The organism is Desulfotruncus arcticus DSM 17038 (assembly GCF_900113335.1).
Classification (GTDB): domain Bacteria; phylum Bacillota; class Desulfotomaculia; order Desulfotomaculales; family Desulfallaceae; genus Desulfotruncus; species Desulfotruncus arcticus.
Window position 1 is genome coordinate 75,924 of record NZ_FOOX01000012.1, and the last position, 24,104, is coordinate 100,027.

Sequence of the window (24,104 nt, forward strand, 5' to 3'; positions counted from 1 at the left end):
ACCTCTTCGCTTTGAAAACAATCATAAAAAGGGTGGAAAAAACATGACAACCGGTAAGATGATTCAAAGGGAAAAAGAGCTGCAAGAGTATTTGATCACTACGCATATGCTTTGCCTATTGATTATGATATCTTCACTGGTCCTCAGCAATAAATTCTATGTATCGTCTCAAATATATCCTGTAATTAATCTCCGTTTTTTTATCTTAGCAGGATTGGTTACATTGGGTATTGTTTTTATATTTCAAACAAAAAAAGGCTTATTTTTAAGCAACATTAATACCATGTCTTTAACCAAGACAGCTTATTTGTCTTTTCCCCTGGTGGTGACGGTGGTCACCCTGCTGGCAGTAAACAATAGTCTTGAAAACGTCGACACAATTTTACTGTTGCCCATTCTGGTAGTCGCTTCCATGACCGGTAAAACCGGCGGGTTGCTCATGTCCACCCTGTGTAGTTTTATCCTAATTCTGTATAATGTTTTTGTAGTTGGCAATCTCAATATCTATCAGGCCATGGAAAAAGATTTGCTTTTTATCGGCATGATGTATGTAATGGGCTGGTTTGTGGGCAGCCTGACCAACATGGAAGCTGGCCACCGCAGGCATTTACACCGGAGCCTGCACTCTCTGAAAGAAGAAATCGCCTCCCGGGAGAAGGCGGAGGAGCAGCTCCGGGTATTGTCCTGCGCTGTGGAGCAAAGCCCGGTCATGGTGGTAATAGCGGATACCGACGGTATAATTCAATATGTTAACAACAGTTTTTCACGGATTACCGGCCACAAACCCGAAGATGTTACAGGCAAAGAGATTGTAAATTATTATAGTAGCCGGACCGAGGCTTTAAAGCAGCTGGCGGAAATAGTCAAAACCGGCCAGGAGTGGAAAGGCGAAATATCCAGCAAAAAAGAAAACGGGGAATCTTATTGGGAAAATGCTTACCTTTCCCCCCTCCGGGATTCCGGGAACCGGATTACCCATATTTTAAAGTTTGCCGAGGATATAACCGAAAGAAAAAAAATGGAAAAGGAAATGGCCAGACTGGAACGATTGAACCTGGTGGGAGAAATGGCCGCCAGTATAGGGCATGAAATAAGAAATCCCATGACCACGGTGCGAGGTTTTTTACAAATATTGAGCGGTAAAGATGAATGCCGGAAATATAAGGAATATTATGATTTAATGATTCAGGAGCTGGACCGAGCCAATTCAATAATTAAGGAATATCTATCTCTAGCCAAGAACAGATCCGTTGATTATAAAATGTACAATCTCACCGACATCATACAAGCTTTGTCCCCGCTAATAACCGCAGATGCAATAAACTCAAACATAATTTTGGAACTGAACCTGCAGCCGGTGCCTGACCTGATGCTGGATGAAAAGGAAATCCGGCAGTTGCTGTTAAATCTGGTCCGCAACGGACTGGACGCCATGAAATCGGGAGGCAGGTTAACCATAAGAACATTTATAAACGAGGATGCAGAGGTGGTTTTATCCATACAAGATCAGGGCTGTGGCATTGCTCAGGAGATAGTGGATAAAATTGGCACCCCTTTTTTTACCACCAAGGAAGAGGGTACCGGCCTTGGCCTGGCGGTTTGCTACAGTATTGCCGTACGTCACAACGCGACCATAAAATTGGATTCCAATACCGGGGGCACCACTTTTTATATTGTTTTTAAAAGAAAGTGATTAAATTCAACCATGTCGCTTGTTTCATCGGCCATGCTTTTAGTAATCATTTGGGCAGTCGGATAAACACAGTAATTTTTTGATGGTGAATTAGCTTGTCTAAAAATACAACGAGGCCAAAAAGTAAGCAACAACCTATAAAAAATACACTAAAGAAAAACCATTTGATGCTATTTTCGTTTTTATAGGTATATTCTAGTTGTGCCCGCGTATTTTGCTTTTTGCAAAACTTTTTAACGCATGAGTTTAACCCATTAAAAAAAGTAATCGTGGAAACCGTTAACGACCGGCCGGCCCAGGAAAGCCCCTACAAAAAAGCCTTACAAAGTATTGGTTTTACCACCGAGTATAAAGATTTGCAGCACAGGCGTAGCGGCATATCAGGCTTCAAGACTCTTTCAGCGATCTTCGACTTTGGACTCATGCTTATCACAATAGTTACCTGTTGTTACTTCTTCTGGCCAGTTGTTGTATGATTTCATCTTTATGTAGATTCACATATCTACAACTCGGAGTTGTGCCGCATTTTCTGCATGCCATGTCATAGGCAGAGTTTAAAGTACCACATGCGGGACAGGTGAAGTGCTCAACCATTTCCATGTACCATTTTTCAAACCCGGCTTTCTTGATGCGTTCTTGAGATTCCCATAGCTCGATTCTATGCGGCAATTCGGCTTGAAACACTTTCAATTCTGCGCAAGGATATTCCGCGCATTCGCCACAAAAGTCCACCCTTTTTTCAGCCGCGCACTTTGCCATTTTACAATTCTCATGACAGTAAAAGCATCGTTTTTCTGACCGGCAGCCATGGCATTCTACTTCTTTTACCGGGCGCTGGAAACGTCCCGCAATCTCTTTAAGCCTTTCCGGATCTTCTTTGGTTCCAATAAATAAGCCGCACGCAGGACAAAATAACCCGCAAACGGCGGCAAGCCGTTTCTCTGGTTTGCAAAGATTTTCCTTAATCTTTTCCATTATTTTTCTCCGCTCCTTCTTAATAATTATCGAATATCAACTTTACCTGAAGGGCTTTATTCGAGCTGAGGCCCTTTCCCGATTATCATTTTGCCCTGGTAGTATCTTTGTCTGATTTCGGACGCTTTTTCCAGCCAATTGGCCAGACCTTGCTCTTTAATGCAGCACAGGTTGAAAAGCTTGATATTATGCGGCAGGACATCGGCCCAGTCTGCCGCCGGGTTTAATTTAGCGCAGGGAAAGTCCGGGCACTCAAAGCAGAAGTCGAGCCCGCGTCCGGTCACGCAAGTGTAAGTTGCGCATATGCCGTCAATGAACTGGCAGTTTCCCCCGACTGATCTGCATCCCGGACAGGGGACGCCTTTCCAGTTTATCTGCAAATTTTGTAACCTTTTAGCAACTGCTTCCCGCATAGAGGGGGCATCCTTGACTTTGTAGGCCCCGCAGTCGGCGCAGTGTGTCCCGCACGGAGCGACCAGAGTAATATCACCGGTTGTTTTCATGTGATCAGCCTCCTGGTTTTTAGTCTACCGGTTAGACTCTTTCAGGAGGTCAAAGGTTACAAGAAAATCAAGAAAAAATGGCCCATTCTTTATTCTTTATGCCTTCCCTGATTCTTTGGGCTAAAGATTCGTCGGCCGTTTCCCGGTAAAGGTTCTGGTAAGTATCACGTAACGTTCGCAGTTTAATTATTTCTCCCTTGGCTTTGATGGTAATCAGGGGGCGGGGATTAACTAAAGCCTGTTTCGATAACCACCCTTATCTGGCGGCAATTTGTTTTACCCGGACCTTCTGCCATAACGCAAAATCTTTAGCATATGCAACTTTACTAAAATTCAATTCCCTGATAGGATTCCTATAGATATAACCTGAGAGGAGATTCTGATGAATCACCCGGTTCTAGATCTGTTTCATCCGCTGATCCGCCAATGGTTTGCCGAAAAAGTGGGCCTGCCCACCGATATTCAGGTCCAGGCCTGGCCCCGCGTTGCCCAAGGCGAGCATGTCCTGATCACGGCTCCTACAGGCAGCGGCAAAACCCTGACCGCCTTTCTCTGGGCACTGCAAAAGCTGATTACCGGGGATTGGCCGGGTGGCCGGGTGCGGGTTCTGTATGTTTCGCCCCTGAAAGCCCTCAACAACGATGTGCAGCGCAACCTGTTGAAGCCCCTCCATGAACTGCGGGCGTATTTTGCAGAGGCTGGTGCGCTGTTTCCCTCAATCCGGGTACTCACACGCAGTGGTGACACCCCGGCAAACGAACGCCGGCAGATGCTGCGCAGGCCGCCCGAGATCCTGATCACCACACCCGAGAGTCTCAACCTGTTGCTTAGTTCCAAAAACAACCGCCTGATTTTAAGCGGGGTGGAAACGGTTATTCTGGATGAAATCCATGCCGTTCTGGACAGCAAACGGGGCACCCATTTGATTACGGCGGTGGACCGGCTGGTTCCCATGGCGGGTGAATTCCAACGGATCGCCTTATCCGCCACGGTCCGCCCCTTGGAACCGGTCGCCGCATTTGTGGGCGGACTTAAAGCATGCCGAAGCGGCGAAGATTACCGGTACCAAAAGCGGCCGGTGGTCATCTTACGGTCGACTGTCAAAAAACAATATCACTTGACCGTTGAAGCGATTGAACAGAACAATGACGGGCTGGAAGGGGCGGAGCAGGACGCACTCTGGCAGACATTGGCTGCCGCCTTAACCAAGGTGATTCGCGCCAACACCGCCACCCTGGTGTTTTGCAACAGCCGCCGGACAGTTGAAAAACTGACCCGCTATATCAATGATGCCGCAGGCGAGCCCCTGGTCTATTCCCACCATGGCTCACTGGCCCGGGAGCTCCGCCTGGCGGTGGAACACAAACTTAAATATGGCGAACTGAAAGGAATTGTGGCCACCAATTCCCTCGAATTGGGCATCGATATCGGCGAACTGGATGCGGTGCTTTTAGTGCAAACCCCGTCCTCGCTGACCGCCGCCATCCAAAGGATTGGCCGGGCCGGCCACGGGGTGGGCCAGGTGAGCCGGGGGATTTTGTTTCCCCTTTACGGACGTGATTTGGTGGAAGCCGCGGTGGCTTCACTTAGCCTGCCCGTGGCTGAGATTGAGCCAATAGCCCCTGTTGAAGCGCCCCTGGATGTGCTGGCGCAAGTGCTTTTGTCCATGACCGCTGTTGAAACCTGGGACGTCGATGATCTTTATGCCTTCCTTAAGACCAGTTATCCCTATCGCAACCTGTCCCGGAAAAGTTATGACCTGCTGCTGGAAATGCTGGCGGGCCGCTACGCCGATACCCGCTTGCGCGAACTAAAACCACGCGTCATTTTGGATAAGCTGGACCATACGGTCAAAGCCCGTGACGGGGCGGCCCGTTTGGTTTACCTGGGAGGCGGTACTATTCCCGACCGGGGTTGCTATGATCTCCGCCTGATGGACACTAAAGCCAAAATCGGTGAATTGGATGAGGAGTTTGTCTGGGAGCGGAACGTAGGCGAAACTTTCATGCTGGGCACCCGGGTCTGGCGGATTATGCGCGTCACGCACAATGATGTGGAAGTGATTCCCGGTGACCGGACAATCAACATCATCCCCTTCTGGCGGGCGGAAGAGCAAAACCAGGATTTCTATTATGCCGAAAAAATAGGCCTCTTTTTGGAAGAGGCGGATCAAAACCTGGAAACGGAATCATTTGCGCATCAGCCGGTATTCAAAAACAACTGGTCCGCCTACGCGGTGGAACGGCTCATTGCGTATCTCAAACGGCAAAAAGAAGTGACGGGCCAACCCTTGCCCCACCGTCACCATATTTTAATTGAACATTTTGCCGATCCCCTGAACACGGCGGACAGCAAACAGGTTATTGTACATACCCTTTGGGGCGGCAAAGTCAACCGGCCTTTGGCCATGGCTTTGGCCGCCGCCTGGGAGCGAAAGTTCGGCTACCCTTTGGAAATTTATGTCGGCAACAACAGCATCATGTTGATCCTGCCCCACAGTTTTGCGCCACAGGATCTTTTCTCCCTGGTTTCGCCTCAAAACCTGGAGCATCTTTTGCGGAGCAAATTGGCAAGCTCAGGCTTTTTCGGCGCTAAATTTCGGGAAAACGCGGGACGTGCCCTGCTGTTGCCCAAGGCCAATTTCAAAAAGCGCATGCCCCTGTGGCTCAACCGCCTTAGGGCCAAAAAATTGATGGCGGCGGTCACCCCGTATGCCGATTTTCCCATTATGCTTGAAACCTGGCGCACCTGCCTGAAGGACGAATTCGATTTGGAGACGGTCAAACAACTGCTGGAAGAAATAAACGACGACCGGATCAGGATCAGCGAAACGGTTACTCACCAACCATCTCCCTTCGCGTCTGATGTGATCTGGCGCCAGACCAATAAATATATGTATGAAGATGACACCCCTTTTTCCGATCAACAGTCGGGTTTGAGCCGGGAGCTATTGCAAGAGCTGGTGTATGCGCCTCATTTACGGCTCGCCATCCCGGCGGCTTTAGTCCGGGAATTGGACGGCAAGCTCAAGCGCACCGCCCCGGGGTATGCACCCACTGATGGTGAGGAACTATTGCTCTGGATCAAAGAGCGCCTGTTTATTCCTGCTGATGAAGCGGCCGTCCTCTTCGCCGCCATGGAGCGGGACAACCAGTCAACCGGGCACGGTTTATCCTTGGAAAAAATTAAGCTCACCCTGAGTGGGAAGGTAGCCTGGCTTCACCTTCCGGGGGCGGAACAACCGGGCTTGTGTGCCCTGGAAATCTTACCGAGGATCGTTACCGCTCGAGGTGTCGGCTTTTCCGACCTTGACCTGCGCCCCTTAACCCCTCAGGCGGCAGGCCAACTGTCGGCGGGCATTAACAAGGCTGCCGCCCTTTTGGAACAGGAGACGTCCACGGAGCCCGGGGAATTCGGGAGCGATACCGCCCTCTTGGTAAGCCAGTGGTTGTCCTACTACGGTCCCGTGCCCCGGGATTTTGTAGGGCAGCGCCTTGGTCTGCCGGCTAAAGATTGCGCGGCCGTGCTGGCCACTCTGCTGGAAGAGGAATGTATCGTGGCGGATGTGCTTACTCAGGGAGCCGGCGAAGCGGAGGTATGTGACCGGGAAAATTTGGAGCGCTTGTTTGCGATGGCCAGGCGTGCCCGGCAGCCGGAATTCGAACCTTTGCCGGTAACGGTGTTGCCCTTGTTTTTGGCGACCTACCAGGGGGTCGTGGAAAAAGGAACCACTATGGAGGACTTGCAAGCCCGACTGGAGCAATTATTCGGTTATCTCAGCCAGGCCCGGCTTTGGGAGGAAGCCATCCTGCCCGCCCGCCTGGAGCCCTATTATCCTACTTGGATGGACAGCCTCATGCAAACCAGTGATCTGATCTGGTTTGGCTGCGGCAACAAGCGGGTGTGCTTTTGCTTGCGCGAAGATTTGGAGCTGTTCCCTCCCGGTAAAGAGCGTCGGGGAGCGGAAGATGAAGCGCAGGCGCGGGCGCTTTTTCCGGATCCGTGGGGCAAATACGATTTCTTTATCCTCAGCCGGCATACGGGTTTGTCCAGCGATGATCTGACTTGCAGGTTATGGGAGCATGTTTGGCGGGGCAGCGTCAGCAACGATAGTTTTGCCGTGTTGCGCAGGGGCATCCTGACCAATTTTACTCCCCTCCAGGCGGAAGGCAAGCGGGGCTTTAGCCGCCGCGCGGGATACAGCCGCTGGTCCGTCTCGCGTCCTTTACAGGGCAGTTGGTATGCCTTGCCGGAAAGCGAAGAACGGGATCTCATCGAACAGGAGGAACTGGTCAAAGATCGGATTCGCCAACTTTTTTCCCGCTACGGCGTGCTTTTCCGCGAATTACTCCAGCAGGAAATTCCTGAACTGCAGTGGCGGCGAATTTTTCGCACACTGCGCCTGATGGAATTTTCCGGGGAGATTTATGCCGGGCATTTTTTTGCCCAAATCACCGGTTTGCAGTTTGTATCCCGGGAAGCAAACCGTTTCTTGCGCCGGGGGGGATTAAACGAGGAAAGCATCTATTGGCTGAATGCGGCCGATCCGGCCTCGCCCTGCGGGCTCAAATTGCCCGGCATGGACGAAGACCTGCCCGCCCGTTTGCCGACCAATTATATCGTGTTTCACGGCGCCAGGCTGAAAGTAGTGGCCAAACGCAACGGCAAAGAGCTGTTGATCAAAGCCGAACCCGGTGATCCGGCTGTACCCGCGTATTTTGCCTTTTGCAAAACCTTCTTGACGCGTGAGTTTAATCCATTAAAAAGCGTAGTCGTAGAAACCGTTAACGGCCGTCCGGTCACGGAAAGCCCCTATAAAAAAGCTTTACAAAGCATTGGTTTTACCGGCGAGTACAAAAGTCTAGTATTGAGGCGACAATATTAGGCCGGGGTGTCAAGGGGAAAAATAGAAAATCTTGTAAGACAAGGGGACAGGGACTTGTCTTGACTTGTCAATATCCATCGGTCCATTTGTTAAAAACAGGGAGATGGGGGTATTTGCTTTGATTGAATTTGATATTATTGAACGGCTACCAACGGTTCAAGAATTTAATATGCTTAGAATGTCAGTTGGTTGGACAAGGGTTAATGAGATAACAGTAAAAACTGCGCTTAATTCCTGATTTATTCGGTCTGTGCGGTTGCTGATAATAAGTCAGTTGGAATTGCTCGAGTCATAGGGGATGGTTCCATATATTTTTATATTCAGGATTTTATTGTTCAAAAAGAATTTCAGGGAAAAGGTATTGGATCTGCAATAATGAAAAAGATAATGGAGTTTCTGAAGCAGTACGCACCGGAAGGTTCATTTATTGGACTTATGTCTGCAAAGGGAAAAGAAGGTTTTTATTTGAAATATGGATTTATCGAAAGACCGAATGATATCTACGGAGCAGGTATGGGTTTTTATAAACTGGTTAAATGACTTATACTCACAAGACAAAAAGACAAGTCCCTGTCCCTTTGTCTTCCTCTTGCCAATTCTGCGATTGATCTCCTGCGAAAACTGCAAAACCAAGCTTCTCGTAAAAGAGCTTCGATGCCTCGATACCTTTTACAGCCAAGTTAACAGAGAAAGCTCCGAGTTCCATAATTTCCTCCTACGTTGTGTTCCTGACGCATAACGCCGTCTCTCACAGGCGAGGGCCGCTCAGCGGCCCGAATCCAGTGAAGAGGCTGGTTATGCTTATTCCTATGGTTCATCAATGTAACATCTAAGGGATTCTTTTGATATGTTTTCTTTGCATTTGTTACAGGAAATACATTTTGCTTTGTTCATGTTCCCATCCTTCCAACGCTTGATTAATCCTGGTTCACATATAAACGGCCTGGCCATAGATATGTAGCCCACTATCCCGTCGGTTAGCAACTTAGAATATTGCTTTGCGACTCAAGCCGCTCCACAACATTGAAGAGTTCATCGGCTATGGTTATGTTTTTCCTCTTCCGCCCAACGACGCCAATCAGCTGCGTGAGGGACGAGCGTTGGCTGCATTGGCCTGGTTAGGCTTTTAGTCTCTGTTACTGATGGAATCAGCATATAGCCTTATTTTGGTCATCTCCGCACAGCATATGCTGCTTCCGGGCTGTGCTATTTCGCCGGATTAAAGTAAATTGAAAATTTTTTATTAAACGAAATTACGAAAGTTACCCTTGCTTCCATCGGCTTGCATCTTCCATTTTTACATATCAGCCAGTTTTTCAGCTGACAATCAAAACTGGAGTGGCATTTGCAACTTCTCCACAAACCAAACAAAGGGACTTATCTGTAAAGTCCAGACAACTCTGTCACTTTGTCTTTCTGTGGCGTCCCTTTCCACGAGTTCGTCCAGCAGGAGTTGCCCGAAATGCAGTGGCGGCGGATTTTTCGCACGCTGCGCCTAATGGAGTTTTCCGGGGAGATTTACGCCGGGCATTTTTTTGAACAAATCACCGGTTTGCAGTTTATTTCTCGGGAAGCAAACCGTTTCTTACACCAGGAATTGAACGAGGAAAGCCTTTATTGGCTGAACGCGGCCGACCCGGCCTCGCCCTGCGGGCTTAAACTTCCCGGTATGGACGAAGACCTGCCCGCCCGCCAACCAATTTTGTCGTGTTTCACGGCACCCGGCTGAAAGTACTTACATAATTCAAAGGTTGTAATATCAATGATAAACCCCCGGAAATCGAAGATACTACGATCCAATTGCAATAGACTCAGATAATACAATCCAACAACTGACATGGATTATGCCAATGAGCATAGTCCTTTTATTTTTTTCGTCCGCTAATTTTTTGTTCTGAGAATGTCGCTGGAAAATCGGGCCTCAAAATCGGACTGAAAGGCGAGAAAAGTAGGTGACCTTGGTTTTACGCCATTCATAATTAAATGAACAGACGTATCTTGATCAATTGGAGATGCTCCATTTGAATATGCTATAGTTAATTGTGTTTTGTCATCAGACCTTTGTTTTGTATAAGCATCCGCAGCTGAAGAGGCGCCAATGTATATTTTGGCAGTTGATGATGTAACCGTGTCTTCATCAACATCATTGTTGAAAGTTACAACAATGTTCCTGAGGTTAATAACATTTTGCTATTTTATGTAAGCATGCTAAAATCTCGAAAACCATGGTTTAAAGGTTTGCGAGGTTTTATAGGTTTTTATTAATTTTGCATAATTTAGCTAAGCGGTATTACTCGTGCCCCGAATGTCGCACTATCAATTCCGCCTATGACATAGCGTGCCGGAAATGCGGCACAACCCCGAATTGTAATTATGTTAGTTTGCATAAAGAAGAAATCATCCGGCATCGGGCCAAAATAAAGGCTCAAACTTAAAGATTGACAGGTAGTAATATACTGTGTTACTAATGAAATGTAAAAAGCAAATTCCGATGTAATAGCTATTTTTTCTGTAATCTGTAAAGTAACCGTACTGATCTAAATTTTCGCATCACCCTTCGGGTCTGCGCCTATCCATTTCCGGATTATCCTACTTTGCTGAAGAACGGAGGTTACGATGAAACCCACCGGATTGCATATTCTCTTGACCTACCAGTGCACCTTCGAGTGCGACCACTGTTTCGTTTGGGGCAGCCCCCGGCAGAGTGGCACGCTGTCTCTGAAGCAGCTGCGGGAAATCTTGCGACAGGCTGAAGCGGTCGGATCGATTGAATGGATTTACTTCGAGGGTGGAGAGCCCTTTCTTTTTTACCCGGTATTGCTCGAGGCTGCGCGAGAAGTTGCAGCTGCGGGTTTCCGGGTTGGCATAGTCACGAACGGATATTGGGCAACCAGCCTCGAAGACGCCCTGGAGTGGTTGCGACCTTTTGCCGGCCTAGTGGGCGACCTATCCGTCAGCAGCGATCTGTACCATTACAACGAGGTGGTGAGCTTCCAAATGAAGAATGCCACCCGGGCCGCCGAAAGATTAGGGCTGCCCGTCGGGACTATCAGCATCGCCCAGCCGGAGTCGCCACAGCAGACCTGTCCGGACGGACAGTCAACAGCCGCTCTTGAGGCTGTTGCATCAAGCGAAAGCAGGATCATGTACCGCGGGCGGGCGACTGAGAAGCTCGCCAAGCAAGTTGCTTGGCGAGTGTGGACGGAATTCGGCGAATGCCCTCACGAAGACCTGCGCGAGCCTGGCCGGATTCACCTGGACCCGCTCGGAAACCTCCACGTATGCCAGGGCATCTCCATCGGGAACCTGTTTCGCCGGACTTTAAAGGAAATCTGCGCTCACTATTGTCCGGATGACCATCCAGTCGTCGGTCCCCTGTTGAACGGCGGTCCGGTCGGGCTGGTGGAGCGTTACGCGCTGCCTCACGGTAATACGTACGCCGACGCTTGCCATTTGTGTTACACAGCCCGGCTTGCTTTGCGCGAGCGTTTCCCGGAGACGTTAGTCCCGGACCAGATGTATGGTATCATCTAATTCTCATTAACTTATGTTTTGCCGGGCCGGTTCCATAAGGCTTGCAGAATAAACCTCAACGCTGCCGGGCTTTCCCCTACCCGACGTATTGTATACGGCCACCATTCCGTTCCATAAGGTAGGTATAATCTTACCTGATACCCTTCTGCCACTAGCTGCTGTTGCAACGCAGAGCGAACACCATAAAGCATCTCGAACTCGAAAGTGTCAACATCCCGGGTGGATTCACGAGTCATTTGCTTTATTGCTTTGATCATATTTACATCATGGGTTCCAAAAACAGGGTATACTCCTCTGGCCCTGGCTTCTGGTGAAAGCAACAATTGTGCCAGACGAATATAATTTCGGCTGATTTCACTCTTTGAAGTCCAAGCCCGTTCCTCTTGCTCGGCAAATGCCCCTTTTACCAGGCGAACGGCAGCACCATTTTCAATTAACTGTTTAATATCCTTCTTACTGCGATACAAGTATGCTTGGATGGTTGTCGCTGCCGGAATATTCTCCCTTACCAGCCGGTAGTACATATCAATGGTCTTTTGAGTATATGAATAGTCCTCCATATCAAGCATCAATAGTTTTTTGCCCTGCCCCGGCTGTTCTGCGATCACCCGGCCGATGCGTAAAATATTTTGTTCACCTGCTGCATCACCAAGAGAATAACCAGCCTGCGTAGGATCAACCGACATATGAACATCCAGGCTTGTCCGTCCCAGCATGTGAACCGCCGCAATGATTTGCTTAACATTTTCTTCGATTAGTTCAGGGGAATCGACATATTCACCCAAGTAATAAAGGGAAGCTTTAAATCCCCTATTATTTAAGTTTTCGACTGTTACCTGCGCGGAGTTTACATCTGTTCCCCCGACGAATTGAGCTGCCAGACCGGCGGCTAAAGGGTTTCTTTGCATCAGGTGGCGCACCGGTTGATTTCGCGCAAACCCGATCATCATTCTTTGCCATAAAGACATAGCCTGTTCCTCCTAAAAGCATATTTCCAGATAATTTAAGAGCCAAGTATCATTTATCCAATCAACTGGTTAACCCCGAAGTCTCAGTGTATAATATCTTAATAAATACACCCTGAGGAGAACCAATTGGGCGAAAAAAAATAGATACCAATTTTGGAGGACATGGATATGTTATGGGTACCGGTTGACAGATCTTCGGACAACCCTTTGTATCGCCAGATTTACGATCAAATACGCGCACATATTTTAAACGGCCACATTAAGATTGGCGAGAAGCTGCCGCCTACCCGCGCTTTAGCGTCCAACCTCGGGGTATCCAGAAATGTTATTATAGAGGCTTATGATCAATTAAGGGCAGAGGGCTTTATTGAAAGCCGGCAGGGGGCATCCACTTATGTGGCCGAAGGAACCTTCCTGGAAGAATTCCAGGCAATTGAGCCTGCCGGGCCGGATTTCCCAATTCCCCGTACAAAAGAAGATAATGTAATAGATTTCCGCTCCGGCATTCCTTTATTAAACTCATTTCCCAGGAAAATTTGGGAGTGCGCCACCCGCCGCGCCATATCGGAGGCCCCGGACGCAGTATTTGGCTATGGAAGCCCCGAGGGTCTCCCCGAATTAAGACATATTCTTTCCCGTTACCTGGTTAAAACCAGGGGACTTCGCTGCCGGCCGGACCAAATCGTCATCACCACCGGCGCCACCCAGGCTTTTACACTGATAACCAGACTTTTATTATCCCCGGAAACGGACGTGGTTATAGAAGATCCAGTAACCTATGAAATACCGAATATATTTTCGCTTTCCGATTGTTCAGTCGTCCCCGTACCGGTGGATGAATATGGAATGAGGACGGACCTGCTGCCTTTAGATAAGAAACCGGGAATTGTTTTTGTGACCCCTTCACACCAGTTTCCCATAGGCGGGACATTGCCTATCCAAAGAAGGATACAGTTAATCCAGTTCAGCAGGAAATCCGGCTGCTACATTGTTGAGGACGATTACGACAGCGAGTTTTGTTTTAACAGCAATCCCGTCAATTCCTTGCAGGGATTGGAGCCTGAAAAGGTAATCTATGTGGGAACGTTCAGCAAAATCCTTTCTCCGGCATTGAGACTCGGCTATCTTATACTTCCTTACCCTCTGGTGGAACGCTGCCGCAATTTGAAATGGTATATGGATCTTCATACCTCGTCTTTGGAACAAATAACCCTTGCCTGCTTCATCGAAGAAATGAGCCTGGAGCGACATATTTCAGCCATGAAGAAAATATATAAAAGAGTTAGACAAACGCTCATTGATTCTCTCCACAGTTTTTTTCCGGGCCAAGTACGTATACTGGGAAATTCAGCAGGGCTGCACCTTACCGCTGAATTTCAGGATGTCATATTCTCGGAACAACTTATAAGGAAAGCGTTGGACCAGGGGGTTCGCATTTACCCGGTGGAACAACACGCCATTTGCAAAAACAGGCATTTGAACCGAATCATTCTTGGTTACGGGAATTTAACACAAGAGAAGGTTGAAGAAGGCATAAGGAGATTGAGGACTGCCCTGGAAGAGAAAAAATATAAGACCTCTTTATGATATCGCTAAAGCGGATTGGCGGGCATATCCGGAACAATCCGGTCTAGTTGGCGCAAATTGAGGGCTAAGATGAGGAGAGTAGGGAGTTTATGAATTATATTGAGATAGTGAATGACGCCATACAATATATTGAGTCCAACTTACACCGGAGGTTGTCCCTGGAGGAACTGGCCTCCCGGTACTTCATCTCTCCCATGTATTTCTACCGCATCTTTCGGGCAGTAACCAATCAGACAGTTAAATCATATGTTCTGGCGCGAAAGCTTTCCGCAGCCGCCCTGGCATTAAAAAATACAAACCTTAATGTGGCGGACATTGCCTTCCGGTACGGTTTCAATTCCCATGAGCAGTTTACCCGGGACTTTCTGAAAAAGTTTCACGTTACCCCCAGCCACTGCAGGAAAGAGAATATTTCTGTTTCATTGATGGCTGAGATGGATATTGTTGAGCGGGATTTCAGAAATAAAAATAATGAAATAGTTGTTGACTACTCCTGCCGGGAGATTGAAGAAATAAAACTGTTGGGCAGGGAAGTCCGTTTTAATCCGTGGAATTCATGCGAGCTGGAAGAAATATTGCGCAAGGCCCTTGGTTTTATCGAGGAATACATTGACCGGGGCACTGCCGGGCTGCTGTACAGCACTGTCCAACTTGAACCGGGCGATCCTCCCCGTATTTATTGTTTTTATGGTATAACCGAAGAGGAATATTCGGGAGACAGAGCGGGGTTGGTGAAGAGGAATATTCCCCGGTCCCGATACGCCATATTCAGATATCCGGGTAACATGGGATTAATTTTTCGTACTGTGGAAAAAGATTTTTATAAATGGCTTAATGTAACGAAATTTGAAATTAACAAGATGGCAGGTATAGATTATTTCACTGAGGATTGCGTGCAGACAGAGGTTTTTAATATATACATCCCGGTGCTTTGAATTGATTATGTTAAAAAAGCTCAAGATTTTACTCTCAATCCCGGATATTATTTAGTTAAAACCCGGGAGGAGGCTATTAGATGAAAGAGAACCAAGGAAGCTACACCGCGCTGTTAATGGCCTACGTTCGTGGCTACCACGCCATGCACGGCACCCCCAAGATTTTTGAGGACAATCTGGCTTATCGTTTGCTGAAGGAGGAGGAGAGGGCGGCCTTTGACCGGCAGTTTACACCTCCTGTCCAGTTTATTGAGTCTATAGATCCTGTGAGTGCGGCATCGTGCCATGACCGGGCCGATTGTCTGGCGTGGTCAATGCGGGCCGTGCCTACCACCTCCCAGGCCATTAGCCGCTCGAGGTATGCGGAAGACGCCCTTGAGGAGGCTGTCCGGCAGGGGGTGCGACAGTATGTGATCCTCGGCGCGGGGCTGGACACCTTTGCTTTTAGACGCCCGGAGATGCTGGGACAGCTACAGGTGTTCGAGCTAGACCATCCCGCTACGCAAGACTTTAAGCGCTCCCGCATCGCCGAGCTGGGCTGGGAGCCTCCGGCGCAGCTGCACTTCGTTCCGGTGGATTTCACCAGGGAAAGCCTGGCGGCGGCATTGGCCCGATCATCGTATGATTCCAGGGCACTAAGCTTCTTCAGCTGGCTGGGGGTTACATATTACCTGCCCCGCCAAGCGATATTCGACACATTGTGCTCTTTTGCCGGTATCACTCCTGCGGGTAGCACTATAATTTTCGATTACCTGGATACTGAAGCGTTTGTCCCGGGGAAAGCGGCCGGGCGCATGAAAATGGCCATGGAGAAATGCCGGGAATGGGGGGAACCGATGATTACAGGCTTTGACCCGGCCGCCCTGGCCGGGGACCTGGCACAGCAGGGCTTACGCCTCCGGGAGAACTTAAGCCCGGCCGACATTGAAAAACGTTATTTCCAGGGACGCACAGACGGTTATTATGCCTGCGAGCACGTGCACTTTGCCTGGGCAGTGGTGGAATAAAAACAATATAATTTTTAAAAGATTTAGGATGAACAAAGTAAAAGCCGGTTTGATTACCTGGAGAGAGAGTTTATGGATTACATTGAAATGGTCAATGACGCCATACAATATATCGAGTCCAACTTGCACCGGAAGCTATCCCTGGAGGAACTGGCCGCCAGGTATTATATATCCCCCACGTATTTCCATCGCATCTTCCGGGCGGTAGCCAATCAGACAGTTAAATCATATATCCTGGGGCGAAAGTTTTCCGCAGCCGCCCTGGCATTGAAAAAAACAGACCGTAATGTGGCGGACATGACCAAATTTACACCCCTCCAGGCGGAAAGCAAGCGGGGTTTCGGTCGCCGCGCGGGATATAACCGCTGGTCGGCTTCGCGTCCTTTACAGGGCAGTTGGTATATCTGCCGGATAGTGAAGAGCGGGATCTCATCGAGCGAGAGGAACTGATCAAAGAGAGGATCCGCCAGCTTTTTGCCCGCTATGGCGTACTTTTCCGCGAGCTGCTCCAGCACGAATTGCCCGAAATGCAGTGGCGGCGGATTTTTCGCACGCTGCATCTGATGGAATTTTCCGGGGAGATTTACGCCGTGCATTTTTTTGCCCAAATCACCGGTTTGCAGTTTGTATCCCGGGAAGCCAATCGTTTCTTACGCCAGGAATTGAACGAGGATAGCATTTACTGGCTGAACGCGGCCGACCCGGCCTCGCCCTGCGGGCTTAAACTTCCCGGTATGGACGAAGGCCTGCCCGCCCGCCTGCCAACCATTTTTGTCGTGTTTCACGGCACCCGGCTGAAACTGGTGGCCAAACGCAACGGCAAAGAGCTGTTGATCAAAGCTGAACCTGATGATCCGGCTGTCCCCGCGTATTTTGCCTTTTGCAGAACCCTCTTGACTCGTGAGTTTAATCCATTAAAAAGCGTAATCGTAGAAACCGTTAACGGCCGTCCGATCACGGAAAGCCCCTATAAAAAAGCTTTACAAAGCATTGGTTTTACCGCCGAATACAAAAGTCTGATATTGAGACGACAATATTAGGCCGGGGTGTCAAGGGGACGCCAGTTTGCAACTGCATTCAACAAGAATTTTATTCCCATGTACCGGTATTGTTGCCTATCTTATTAGATCATCAGGACTACCTAAGATAGAAAGATCCGTTCGTTAAGAAATGAGCAACTGTATTTTTCCGAGCACTTCTGCAGTAACCCGCATCGGGGCCGTAAACACATATTTTACGTTTCTGGCTTGCCAGTCCAGGCTTTTAACCTGGTCCGCCAGAACAACGCCGGAGATTTCCAGTTCGTCTGGCAGCAAAACCTCGAAAGGATAACCTTTTACCTTTGACGTAATCGGGCATACCAAAGCCAAGCCAACTTTTCCGTTGTAACTTTGCGGCGATATTACCAGCGCCGGCCTCAAACCGGCCTGTTCATGCCCTGATTGCGGATTAAACTGTAACCGTACTATATCACCACGGCCGGGAATATATATTGCGCCTGCCGTTACCATACTTCACGACCGACAGGTTTTCCGGTGTCCACTTCTCTGTGCAGGTTTTCGGGTGTGACGCCGGACAATAATGTTTCCAGACTATAGCTCCTTGGCCGGATAATAATAGCGTCGTCCCCCAATATAATCTCAACAGGTGTGCCTTCGGCCAGTCCCGCCTTCTGGGCGAGGCTTTTGGGAATTCGTATTCCCAAACTATTGCCCCATTTCTGAATATGATATTGCATAACCGATCCCCGCCTTTAGCTCAATATGTTTATACATAGTATATACAAAACATGAACTGCTGTCAAATATTGAGACATTCCTCCCTGTTAATCAGGCTACAGAGCTTTGGCTATTAACCAGCAAATTTTTAGGGACTTAAGCCTTGTCGAAGAGCTCATTATGGGGATATTGAAGGTGTTTCAGAAGAAGCTCCTCCTGTTCATTTTAACGAGGCATGATTATCCGAGGAATATTCTGGAATTGAGACGACAATATAAGCCGGGGTATTTATCTTTATTCAAAGGGCGCAATTGCGCTACCGGTATACAAATTAAATGTTCCTGTCACTATATTTCTTTCTGGAATTAAGGGAGCATCTTTACTTAATCATCAGTTACCATTCAATAATTAAGTTAGGTGTCCCCTTAAATTCGTGGAAGAACCAACAAAAAACAACTGGTGAAATACTTTCCAATCCTCGTCCCATTTCTTTCGTGGTCAAAATGGGGTGTGGCTCCGCGGAAAACAGATTAGGGTGTAAGGCTGGCTAAAATTATAGTATATTTTAAATATCAGTCTCAGCATCTTCAATACGGGTTTGAGGAGTACAAATGGATAAATCCAAAGGAAATCGTTATATTGCACTGGATTCGAACGGAATGCATGTTTGGTTGTCAGGATTACGGAGAGAATGCTTCCTGTCCTCCCAATGTCCCGTCTATAGATGAGTGCCGGGCGTTTTTTCAAGAGTAATAAGCGTTTTTATTATCTTTTTTGATCACATGGGATGGAGTGATGATATGAATAATGAAATTATGTTTGAAAATAGAGCTACTTTCAGGAATTGGCTTTTTGAAAACCATAGTGTTAGTAAAGGAGTATGGCTAATATTTGGTAAGACAAGTCAATTAAAAACCATTAAACCGGATGAAGCGCTGGAAGAGGCTTTATGCTTTGGATGGATTGATGGTCAGTTGAAAAGTATTGACGATGAAAAATATTTGAAGAGATTTACTCCAAGAAGAAAAGGAAGTAAATGGTCGGAGAGAAATAGAAGCTTAGCAACTATCCTTATAGAAAACGGTAAAATGACCGAATATGGCATAGCAGTGATTGAAGAGGCCAAAAAGAGCGGTACTTGGGATATACCTAAAAATAAACCAATCTCAGAGGAAGAAATCGAAATCTTGATTAATGCCTTATCGGGTACAGAGAAGGCATTATCTAACTTCTTAAAAATGCCCATGTCCGTTAAAAAAACTTACACCGGGTTATATTTAGACGCTAAAAAGGAAGAAACAAGAATTAAGAGGCTTCAGAAAATTATAGAGAGGCTTAATGAAAATAAAAAACCTATGTGAGGATATTGAAAAGGAAATCCCTCAGATGAAAAATTATCATTTTACGGATCAGATATCCGGCCGGGAAATTTCTTTCGATTACAGCCTGAAGCCCGGAGTTTCTTGTCGCTCTTTTTTCATTATTAATAAAAAAGTTTGGGAGATTAAAAAATGAAGCGTTGAAGCGGGCGCGGATGATATTTATCGCTACCTGATCCCAAATAGAATCAATGTCCAGGTGATCAATGTCACATGTTTTAGGTAACATGTGACATTTTTGTCACATAAATTTTATTTTTCTTTTATAAAAAATGCCGGTTTTAGAGCACTAAAGAATGTTTACCAATTGGCACAAGTATTGCTTTATATGCTGCATATAAATGTAATTTTTATAGGGAGGTAAAGATTATGCCTGTTATTAACATCAACGATTGGCCGCCATTTGCTCCATCAGATATGGCAAGACGGGAAGGCTCGTTGAATGTTGCCAGGTTAATGGCAAACGCTGCTTTAACAGCTCCAAAAGGAGGTGGAGTTGATCAAATTGAGTGTTGCATTGTGTATGGGCAACAGGAACAGGAACAAATCGCTAAAAAGGTTGAAGAATTAGCAACCCATAATCAGAAAAATACAACCTGGTATCGTACAGCCAGGGCAGAAGCTATTATGGCGCGCGAAGCGGATTGCATTTTATTTATAGGTAATTATAGAGCCGGTGACAGTCCCTTTGATGTTGGATGCGGGCTATGCGGCGGCGACAAACTTTGTGCACATGTTTATAGTCAACGTCAAAGCAAATATGGCCAAATAGATTTAATTGAAGGGAAAGAACAAAGAGAGCACCGGTTAATAGATGGTCCCTTATGCACATTTTGGGTAGGCGATTTGGGATATGCCGTAGGATCTGCTTCATTCTTAGCCAGACAAATGTTTGTTGATTCCCGTCCGCTTGTCAGCGTAGGGATCGCAGGGCAAAAATTTGGTTACTGCAGTAATTCTTCTATAGTTTTAGCTTTACCGATAGCTTCACTTCAGAAAAACCCATTTGTTGATATTATGCCGGATTATCATATGCTATCCTTCGACAAGGCGGTCAAACAGTTACGCAAAAATTATGTAGTAACTCGCCAAGTGCATTGGTATGACTATAAAAATTGGTTTCCTAAAGTGAAGCAAGAAGAGGAGGAAGTATAGATGGCAAGGATAGATGGGAACAAGGCGGCAAATGAAAACCTGATCGTCGCAGCGAAATTCGCAGCAGCGGCAGCCTTAAAAGCAAACAGGGTGGCAAAGACGGAGATTAAAACAAAGATATTCACTGATGAGGACATGCTTCCTATCGCTGAACTTTTAGGGATTATAGGAGAAGGTAATGCATTCGTCCAAGGGGACGGTGCTTGTATAAAAAAGGCTTATGAAAAAGGGACACCCGTTGTAGGATTACTCATTGGAGCAAATACAGTTTCCTCTGATCTTAATTGGAATTGCGGCGCCTGTGGTTTTGATACATGTGCCGAATTCAACAAGTACAGCAAAGGGCATAGAAGTCCAGGCATCTTTTATGTAGGTCCGTCATGTAACTGGAAATATTTTGATTTGGCTATGGCTGTGTGTTGGGCCGCTGCAGCTTTAGCCCAAATGAACATCGAAAACAGGGTTCAGGATAGTGTTGGTTTTGCGGCATTTAACCTTGGTTATCTTGAAGGTTGCAACACAATAACAGGAATTGCGATTGGACCTGCAACAGATTATTACTATTATGACAGGCCGGAATTAAAGCATTCCTTTGATTTCAAAGAACACGAGGAATTTATATCGAATTGTCTCCCACAATTTTACCAATCATTCTGCGGCGGCGGGCATCCTGTTGTTAAAAGCAAACCTGATTTCTTTATGGAGCCAAAATGCTTTAAGCCAATTAGCGACAAAGAATTCGCGGCTCAACAACAAAACATCCTTAGCAGAGTTGTTGAGTTTATTGAAAAAGAAAAAAGCAAAGCACAGTAGTGACTGTACTGTTGATACTTGCCCGGTCAATTATATAAAATAAATATCGTGCATTTAAGGAAGTGTTCTAATGATAGAAAAAGAAGTATGGAATGAGTATTGGGAGCTTATGCCGGAGGAGGAAATGAAAAAGATTCAATGGCTAAAACTAAAAAGAATTCTTATTTTTGCCTATACTTCCTCCGCTTTTTATCATAAAAAATTCAATGAAGCCGGAATACATCCTGATGATATCAAGAGTTTTGCAGATTTTTCCCGGAAGGTTCCCGTAACAACCAAGGCGGAATTAAGATCGATGCAAGCGGAGGGTTACCCCTTGGGTTCCAATATGACGGTATCGAGAACGGAAATTGTATGGATAACTGCTTCAACAGGAACTACCGGCAAGCCCACATATACGTGCTGCACAAAAAAGGACTGGGAAATGTGGATGGAATGCGCCAAGCGGATGTTTTGGCTTGGTGGGTTGAGGCCGGAAGATACCCATATTCATGCCCTGGGCTTGAGTAACTGGATTTCCGGAATCTCATTTGCCACAGCTGCCCGCGAGATTGGCGCCACTGTAGTACCTGTCGGCGTGCCTACTCCGGTGGACCGTATGTTGATGTTAATTCGTGATTTAAAACCAACAAGTATTGTTTGTACCCCCTCATATGCCGAACATTTAGCAAATAAATGCCAGGAACTACTGGATCTTAAACCCAGTGAACTTGGTTTGAGAAAATTCTTTTGCGGTGGGGAACCAGGAGCCTCAATTCCTTCTTTTAGAAGAAAAATGGAAAATATATGGCAGTGTGACATGAGAGACCTTATGGGAAGCCCGGAGATGATTTGCGGTGATTTAATTGAATGTCATTTAAAAAATGGATTTCACATTGTTAACCGGGAATTCTGTTACAACGAGTTCTGTGATCCGATCACTAAAATGCCTATTGAAATGAAAGATGGAGCAGAAGGTACACGGATATATACCGCACTTGATAAAGAAGCGGGTCCCTTAATTCGATTTGACGTGCAAGACCAATGCCAAATAATGGTTGCACCCTGTGAATGTGGATATCCCGGCATCAGGTTTAATGTAACCGGACGTTACGATGACATGTTAAAAATAAAGGGAGTAAAAATATGGCCATCAACCATAAAAGACATAATTTCATCATTTGCTCCAAAGCTAACCGGTCAATTTAAAATAATTCTTCAAGAGAAACCTGAATTATTTACTGTAACAGGGCCTGTAAAGCTCAAGGTTGAACATGCGGATGGTTTAACTGATAATGATGTTAAAAACATAAAAAAAGAATTGGTAAACAGTATCAGACGTTCTTGCCTCTGGGCACCGGAAAACGTCATCATGTCCCCGCCTGGAAGCATTCCGCCGGCAGAGTTTAAGGCAAAATATATTGAAATAGATGCAAATTAAAAGGGGGGGAATGTGTGAGGGATGTAGCAATTATCGGGATTGGGTCAACCAATTTTGGAAAAAACCAAAAGGGGATTATTGAGCTAGGAGTGGAAGCATGTAATAAGGCCATTGCAGATGCAGGCATAGGAGCTAATGAGATTCAATGCCTATATTTGGGAAACTTCATTGGAGAGGTGCTGACCGGTCAAGCAATAATTGCCGCAATGGTAGCCAAGGGTATCGGGTTGGGACCGGTTCCGGTTACAAAGGTGGAAGGCGCTTGTGCATCCGGCGGCATAGCCTTACGTCAGGCATTTTTAGCTGTTGCTACTGGTGAAGTTGATTTAGCACTTGCCGCCGGCACGGAAAAAATGAGTGCGGCCAGCACTTCAAAAATAACCAGCGCTCTAGCCGGAGCATTCGATCAGAATCTGGACGGCAAAGTTGGCACAACTTTCCCCGGCTTTTTTGCTTTATGTTTTAACGCGTACATGCAGAAGTATGGCGTTTCAGAAAAATATATCCATCAAATAGCTGTAAAAAGCAGGGAAAATGCCGTAAAAAACCCCGTTTGCTACCTCCGCAAGCCCACCACTGTGGATGACATTATGCTTTCATATCCTGTTGCTGAACCATTACATATGGCTGATTGCTGTCCAATATCAGATGGCGCGGCAGCGGTGGTTCTTTGTCCCGTGGAGATGGCGAAAGAATACAGTAAAAAACCTGTTAAAATATTGTCTGTCACCCAAACACTTGGTACCACCCGCATATCGGATATGCCTGATATGATTAGATTTGATGCGACCATCAGGGCGGCCCAAAAAGCGTATAAACAAGCGGGAATTAACGCTGAAGACGTAGATGTTGCAGAATTACACGATTGTTTTACAATTGCGGAAGTGATTGATAGTGAAGATCTTGGTTTCTTTAAAAAAGGCGAGGGAGCTTTGGCAGCTGCTGACGGGGAAACTAAGATAACGGGGCGAATTCCAATAAATCCCAGTGGGGGTTTGTTGTCGCGTGGTCATCCGGTTGGGGCTACAGGCCTGGCCCAGGTTTATGAGATTGTTAAACAGTTAAGAGGTGAAGCGGTAAACCAGGTCCCTAATCCCGAAATAGGCCTTACTCATAATTTGGGTGGACCCGCTGCTGTATGTACCGTGTCCATTTTACAAAAAATTTAGAATAATAAAGCATGGCGAAGGGGTTGAATATGAATTACTTAACCTGCTTGAAATGTGAAAAGTGCGGCAAGATAAATATGCTTCCTGCTATTCACTGCAGGAACTGCGGATACGGCCAGCTAAATGAAATAAACTTTAGCGAAGGGGCTTTATATAGTTATACAAAAATCCATGTTCCCCCGGATGGCTGGAATTCTACCACTCCTTATATAGTAGGTGTCATTGAACTGGAAAAGGGTTCATTGGTATCGGCATTATATAGCGGCGAAAAAGATGCTCTCACCGTAGGAAACAGAGTTAATTTAATGCTTAAAGATGAAAGATTGTTCTTCTGGTAGTAATGTTGATAAAACTAATAACACA

General features: G+C 46.7%; 23 protein-coding genes. 17 read left to right on the plus strand and 6 right to left on the minus strand.

Going from position 1 to position 24,104, the window contains the following annotated elements; translation table 11 throughout:
- Positions 1–43: 43 nt before the first annotated feature.
- Positions 44–1,693 carry an ATP-binding protein gene (locus BM056_RS15750; protein WP_092472387.1) on the plus strand — a complete coding sequence of 550 codons (1,650 nt, stop codon included), beginning with the start codon at positions 44–46 and terminating at the stop codon, positions 1,691–1,693.
- A 438-nt stretch (positions 1,694–2,131) separates the two neighbouring features.
- Here the strand turns inward: BM056_RS15750 and BM056_RS15755 are convergent, their stop codons facing one another.
- Together BM056_RS15755 and BM056_RS15760 are read right to left on the minus strand one after the other, a co-directional pair.
- Positions 2,132–2,668, minus strand: a complete 537-nt coding sequence (locus BM056_RS15755) for a DUF3795 domain-containing protein (RefSeq protein ID WP_092472388.1) — start codon at positions 2,666–2,668, stop codon at positions 2,132–2,134.
- A 56-nt stretch (positions 2,669–2,724) separates the two neighbouring features.
- The gene (locus tag BM056_RS15760; protein ID WP_092472389.1) at positions 2,725–3,171 is read right to left on the minus strand and encodes a DUF3795 domain-containing protein; all 447 of its coding nucleotides are present in this window, start codon (positions 3,169–3,171) and stop codon (positions 2,725–2,727) included.
- A gap of 382 nt (positions 3,172–3,553) precedes the next feature.
- Here BM056_RS15760 and BM056_RS15770 point away from each other — a divergent pair, with 382 nt between their 5' ends.
- Both BM056_RS15770 and BM056_RS15775 read left to right on the plus strand, forming a co-directional pair.
- Positions 3,554–8,056 (plus strand): DEAD/DEAH box helicase, encoded by a 4,503-nt coding sequence (locus BM056_RS15770; protein ID WP_092472390.1) that lies wholly within the window; start codon positions 3,554–3,556, stop codon positions 8,054–8,056.
- Between the two features lie 237 nt (positions 8,057–8,293).
- Complete coding sequence (locus tag BM056_RS15775) at positions 8,294–8,596, plus strand: GNAT family N-acetyltransferase (RefSeq protein WP_274377562.1); 303 nt, start codon at positions 8,294–8,296, stop codon at positions 8,594–8,596.
- A gap of 7 nt (positions 8,597–8,603) precedes the next feature.
- On the opposite strand, the gene BM056_RS15780 is transcribed toward BM056_RS15775, so the two are convergent.
- Positions 8,604–8,762, minus strand: a complete 159-nt coding sequence (locus tag BM056_RS15780) for a hypothetical protein (RefSeq protein WP_207648205.1) — start codon at positions 8,760–8,762, stop codon at positions 8,604–8,606.
- Between the two features lie 756 nt (positions 8,763–9,518).
- Here BM056_RS15780 and BM056_RS15785 point away from each other — a divergent pair.
- Positions 9,519–9,785, plus strand: coding sequence for an Lhr family helicase (locus BM056_RS15785; protein WP_092472392.1), 267 nt, complete (start codon positions 9,519–9,521; stop codon positions 9,783–9,785).
- A gap of 887 nt (positions 9,786–10,672) precedes the next feature.
- Positions 10,673–11,590, plus strand: a complete 918-nt coding sequence (locus tag BM056_RS15790; RefSeq protein WP_092472393.1) for a radical SAM protein — start codon at positions 10,673–10,675, stop codon at positions 11,588–11,590.
- Positions 11,591–11,601: 11 nt separating this feature from the next.
- Here the strand turns inward: BM056_RS15790 and BM056_RS15795 are convergent, their stop codons facing one another.
- Positions 11,602–12,558 carry a proline dehydrogenase family protein gene (locus tag BM056_RS15795; RefSeq protein ID WP_092472394.1) on the minus strand — a complete coding sequence of 319 codons (957 nt, stop codon included), beginning with the start codon at positions 12,556–12,558 and terminating at the stop codon, positions 11,602–11,604.
- A gap of 168 nt (positions 12,559–12,726) precedes the next feature.
- Between BM056_RS15795 and pdxR the strand changes: the two genes are divergently transcribed.
- The 5 genes from pdxR to BM056_RS15820 all read left to right on the plus strand — a co-directional run bounded on the left by pdxR (position 12,727) and on the right by BM056_RS15820 (position 17,127).
- Positions 12,727–14,145, plus strand: coding sequence for a MocR-like pyridoxine biosynthesis transcription factor PdxR (pdxR, locus tag BM056_RS15800; RefSeq protein ID WP_092472395.1), 1,419 nt, complete (start codon positions 12,727–12,729; stop codon positions 14,143–14,145).
- An 89-nt stretch (positions 14,146–14,234) separates the two neighbouring features.
- Entirely contained in the window at positions 14,235–15,080 is an 846-nt protein-coding gene (locus BM056_RS15805; protein WP_092472396.1) for a helix-turn-helix domain-containing protein, read from the plus strand.
- Between the two features lie 80 nt (positions 15,081–15,160).
- Complete coding sequence (locus tag BM056_RS15810; RefSeq protein WP_092472397.1) at positions 15,161–16,087, plus strand: class I SAM-dependent methyltransferase; 927 nt, start codon at positions 15,161–15,163, stop codon at positions 16,085–16,087.
- A 72-nt stretch (positions 16,088–16,159) separates the two neighbouring features.
- Positions 16,160–16,537: a helix-turn-helix domain-containing protein gene (locus BM056_RS26545; protein ID WP_092472398.1), complete on the plus strand. Its 378-nt coding sequence runs from the start codon at positions 16,160–16,162 to the stop codon at positions 16,535–16,537.
- Complete coding sequence (locus tag BM056_RS15820) at positions 16,483–17,127, plus strand: Lhr family helicase (protein WP_092472399.1); 645 nt, start codon at positions 16,483–16,485, stop codon at positions 17,125–17,127. The genes BM056_RS26545 and BM056_RS15820 overlap by 55 nt, the downstream gene beginning before the upstream one ends.
- A gap of 123 nt (positions 17,128–17,250) precedes the next feature.
- Here the strand turns inward: BM056_RS15820 and mazF are convergent, their stop codons facing one another.
- On the minus strand, positions 17,251–17,598 hold the full coding sequence (gene mazF, locus BM056_RS15825) for an endoribonuclease MazF (protein WP_092472400.1): 348 nt from the start codon (positions 17,596–17,598) through the stop codon (positions 17,251–17,253).
- Positions 17,592–17,825, minus strand: a complete 234-nt coding sequence (locus tag BM056_RS15830) for an AbrB/MazE/SpoVT family DNA-binding domain-containing protein (RefSeq protein WP_092472401.1) — start codon at positions 17,823–17,825, stop codon at positions 17,592–17,594. Before BM056_RS15830 ends, mazF begins: the two co-directional genes overlap by 7 nt.
- A gap of 595 nt (positions 17,826–18,420) precedes the next feature.
- On the opposite strand from BM056_RS15830, the gene BM056_RS27665 reads away from it, so the two are divergent.
- The 7 genes from BM056_RS27665 (at position 18,421) to BM056_RS15865 (ending at position 24,079) form a co-directional block, all read left to right on the plus strand.
- Complete coding sequence (locus tag BM056_RS27665) at positions 18,421–18,558, plus strand: DUF2284 domain-containing protein (RefSeq protein ID WP_353740150.1); 138 nt, start codon at positions 18,421–18,423, stop codon at positions 18,556–18,558.
- Positions 18,559–18,605: 47 nt separating this feature from the next.
- The gene (locus tag BM056_RS15840) at positions 18,606–19,166 is read left to right on the plus strand and encodes a YdeI/OmpD-associated family protein (RefSeq protein ID WP_092472403.1); all 561 of its coding nucleotides are present in this window, start codon (positions 18,606–18,608) and stop codon (positions 19,164–19,166) included.
- 387 nt (positions 19,167–19,553) lie between these two features.
- On the plus strand, positions 19,554–20,339 hold the full coding sequence (locus BM056_RS15845) for a DUF2148 domain-containing protein (protein WP_092472404.1): 786 nt from the start codon (positions 19,554–19,556) through the stop codon (positions 20,337–20,339).
- Entirely contained in the window at positions 20,340–21,152 is an 813-nt protein-coding gene (locus tag BM056_RS15850; protein WP_092472405.1) for a DUF2148 domain-containing protein, read from the plus strand.
- A 70-nt stretch (positions 21,153–21,222) separates the two neighbouring features.
- A complete protein-coding gene (locus BM056_RS15855; protein ID WP_092472406.1) occupies positions 21,223–22,572 on the plus strand; it encodes a phenylacetate--CoA ligase family protein in 1,350 nt (449 codons plus the stop codon).
- A gap of 14 nt (positions 22,573–22,586) precedes the next feature.
- A complete protein-coding gene (locus tag BM056_RS15860) occupies positions 22,587–23,741 on the plus strand; it encodes a thiolase domain-containing protein (RefSeq protein WP_092472407.1) in 1,155 nt (384 codons plus the stop codon).
- A gap of 47 nt (positions 23,742–23,788) precedes the next feature.
- The gene (locus BM056_RS15865; RefSeq protein ID WP_165613560.1) at positions 23,789–24,079 is read left to right on the plus strand and encodes a Zn-ribbon domain-containing OB-fold protein; all 291 of its coding nucleotides are present in this window, start codon (positions 23,789–23,791) and stop codon (positions 24,077–24,079) included.
- Positions 24,080–24,104 lie beyond the last annotated feature (25 nt).

Coding starts and splice junctions, on each gene's coding strand:
- BM056_RS15780 (WP_207648205.1), bottom strand. CDS start 8,762: ATGGAACTCGGAGCTTTCTCTGTTAACTTGGCTGTAAAAGGTATCGAG.
- BM056_RS15805 (WP_092472396.1), top strand. CDS start 14,235: ATGAATTATATTGAGATAGTGAATGACGCCATACAATATATTGAGTCC.
- BM056_RS15755 (WP_092472388.1), bottom strand. CDS start 2,668: ATGGAAAAGATTAAGGAAAATCTTTGCAAACCAGAGAAACGGCTTGCC.
- mazF (WP_092472400.1), bottom strand. CDS start 17,598: ATGGTAACGGCAGGCGCAATATATATTCCCGGCCGTGGTGATATAGTA.
- BM056_RS15750 (WP_092472387.1), top strand. CDS start 44: ATGACAACCGGTAAGATGATTCAAAGGGAAAAAGAGCTGCAAGAGTAT.
- BM056_RS15845 (WP_092472404.1), top strand. CDS start 19,554: ATGCCTGTTATTAACATCAACGATTGGCCGCCATTTGCTCCATCAGAT.
- BM056_RS15795 (WP_092472394.1), bottom strand. CDS start 12,558: ATGTCTTTATGGCAAAGAATGATGATCGGGTTTGCGCGAAATCAACCG.
- BM056_RS26545 (WP_092472398.1), top strand. CDS start 16,160: ATGGATTACATTGAAATGGTCAATGACGCCATACAATATATCGAGTCC.
- BM056_RS15760 (WP_092472389.1), bottom strand. CDS start 3,171: ATGAAAACAACCGGTGATATTACTCTGGTCGCTCCGTGCGGGACACAC.
- BM056_RS15785 (WP_092472392.1), top strand. CDS start 9,519: ATGCAGTGGCGGCGGATTTTTCGCACGCTGCGCCTAATGGAGTTTTCC.
- BM056_RS15830 (WP_092472401.1), bottom strand. CDS start 17,825: ATGCAATATCATATTCAGAAATGGGGCAATAGTTTGGGAATACGAATT.
- BM056_RS15850 (WP_092472405.1), top strand. CDS start 20,340: ATGGCAAGGATAGATGGGAACAAGGCGGCAAATGAAAACCTGATCGTC.
- BM056_RS15770 (WP_092472390.1), top strand. CDS start 3,554: ATGAATCACCCGGTTCTAGATCTGTTTCATCCGCTGATCCGCCAATGG.
- pdxR (WP_092472395.1), top strand. CDS start 12,727: ATGTTATGGGTACCGGTTGACAGATCTTCGGACAACCCTTTGTATCGC.
- BM056_RS15840 (WP_092472403.1), top strand. CDS start 18,606: ATGAATAATGAAATTATGTTTGAAAATAGAGCTACTTTCAGGAATTGG.
- BM056_RS15790 (WP_092472393.1), top strand. CDS start 10,673: ATGAAACCCACCGGATTGCATATTCTCTTGACCTACCAGTGCACCTTC.
- BM056_RS15810 (WP_092472397.1), top strand. CDS start 15,161: ATGAAAGAGAACCAAGGAAGCTACACCGCGCTGTTAATGGCCTACGTT.
- BM056_RS15855 (WP_092472406.1), top strand. CDS start 21,223: ATGATAGAAAAAGAAGTATGGAATGAGTATTGGGAGCTTATGCCGGAG.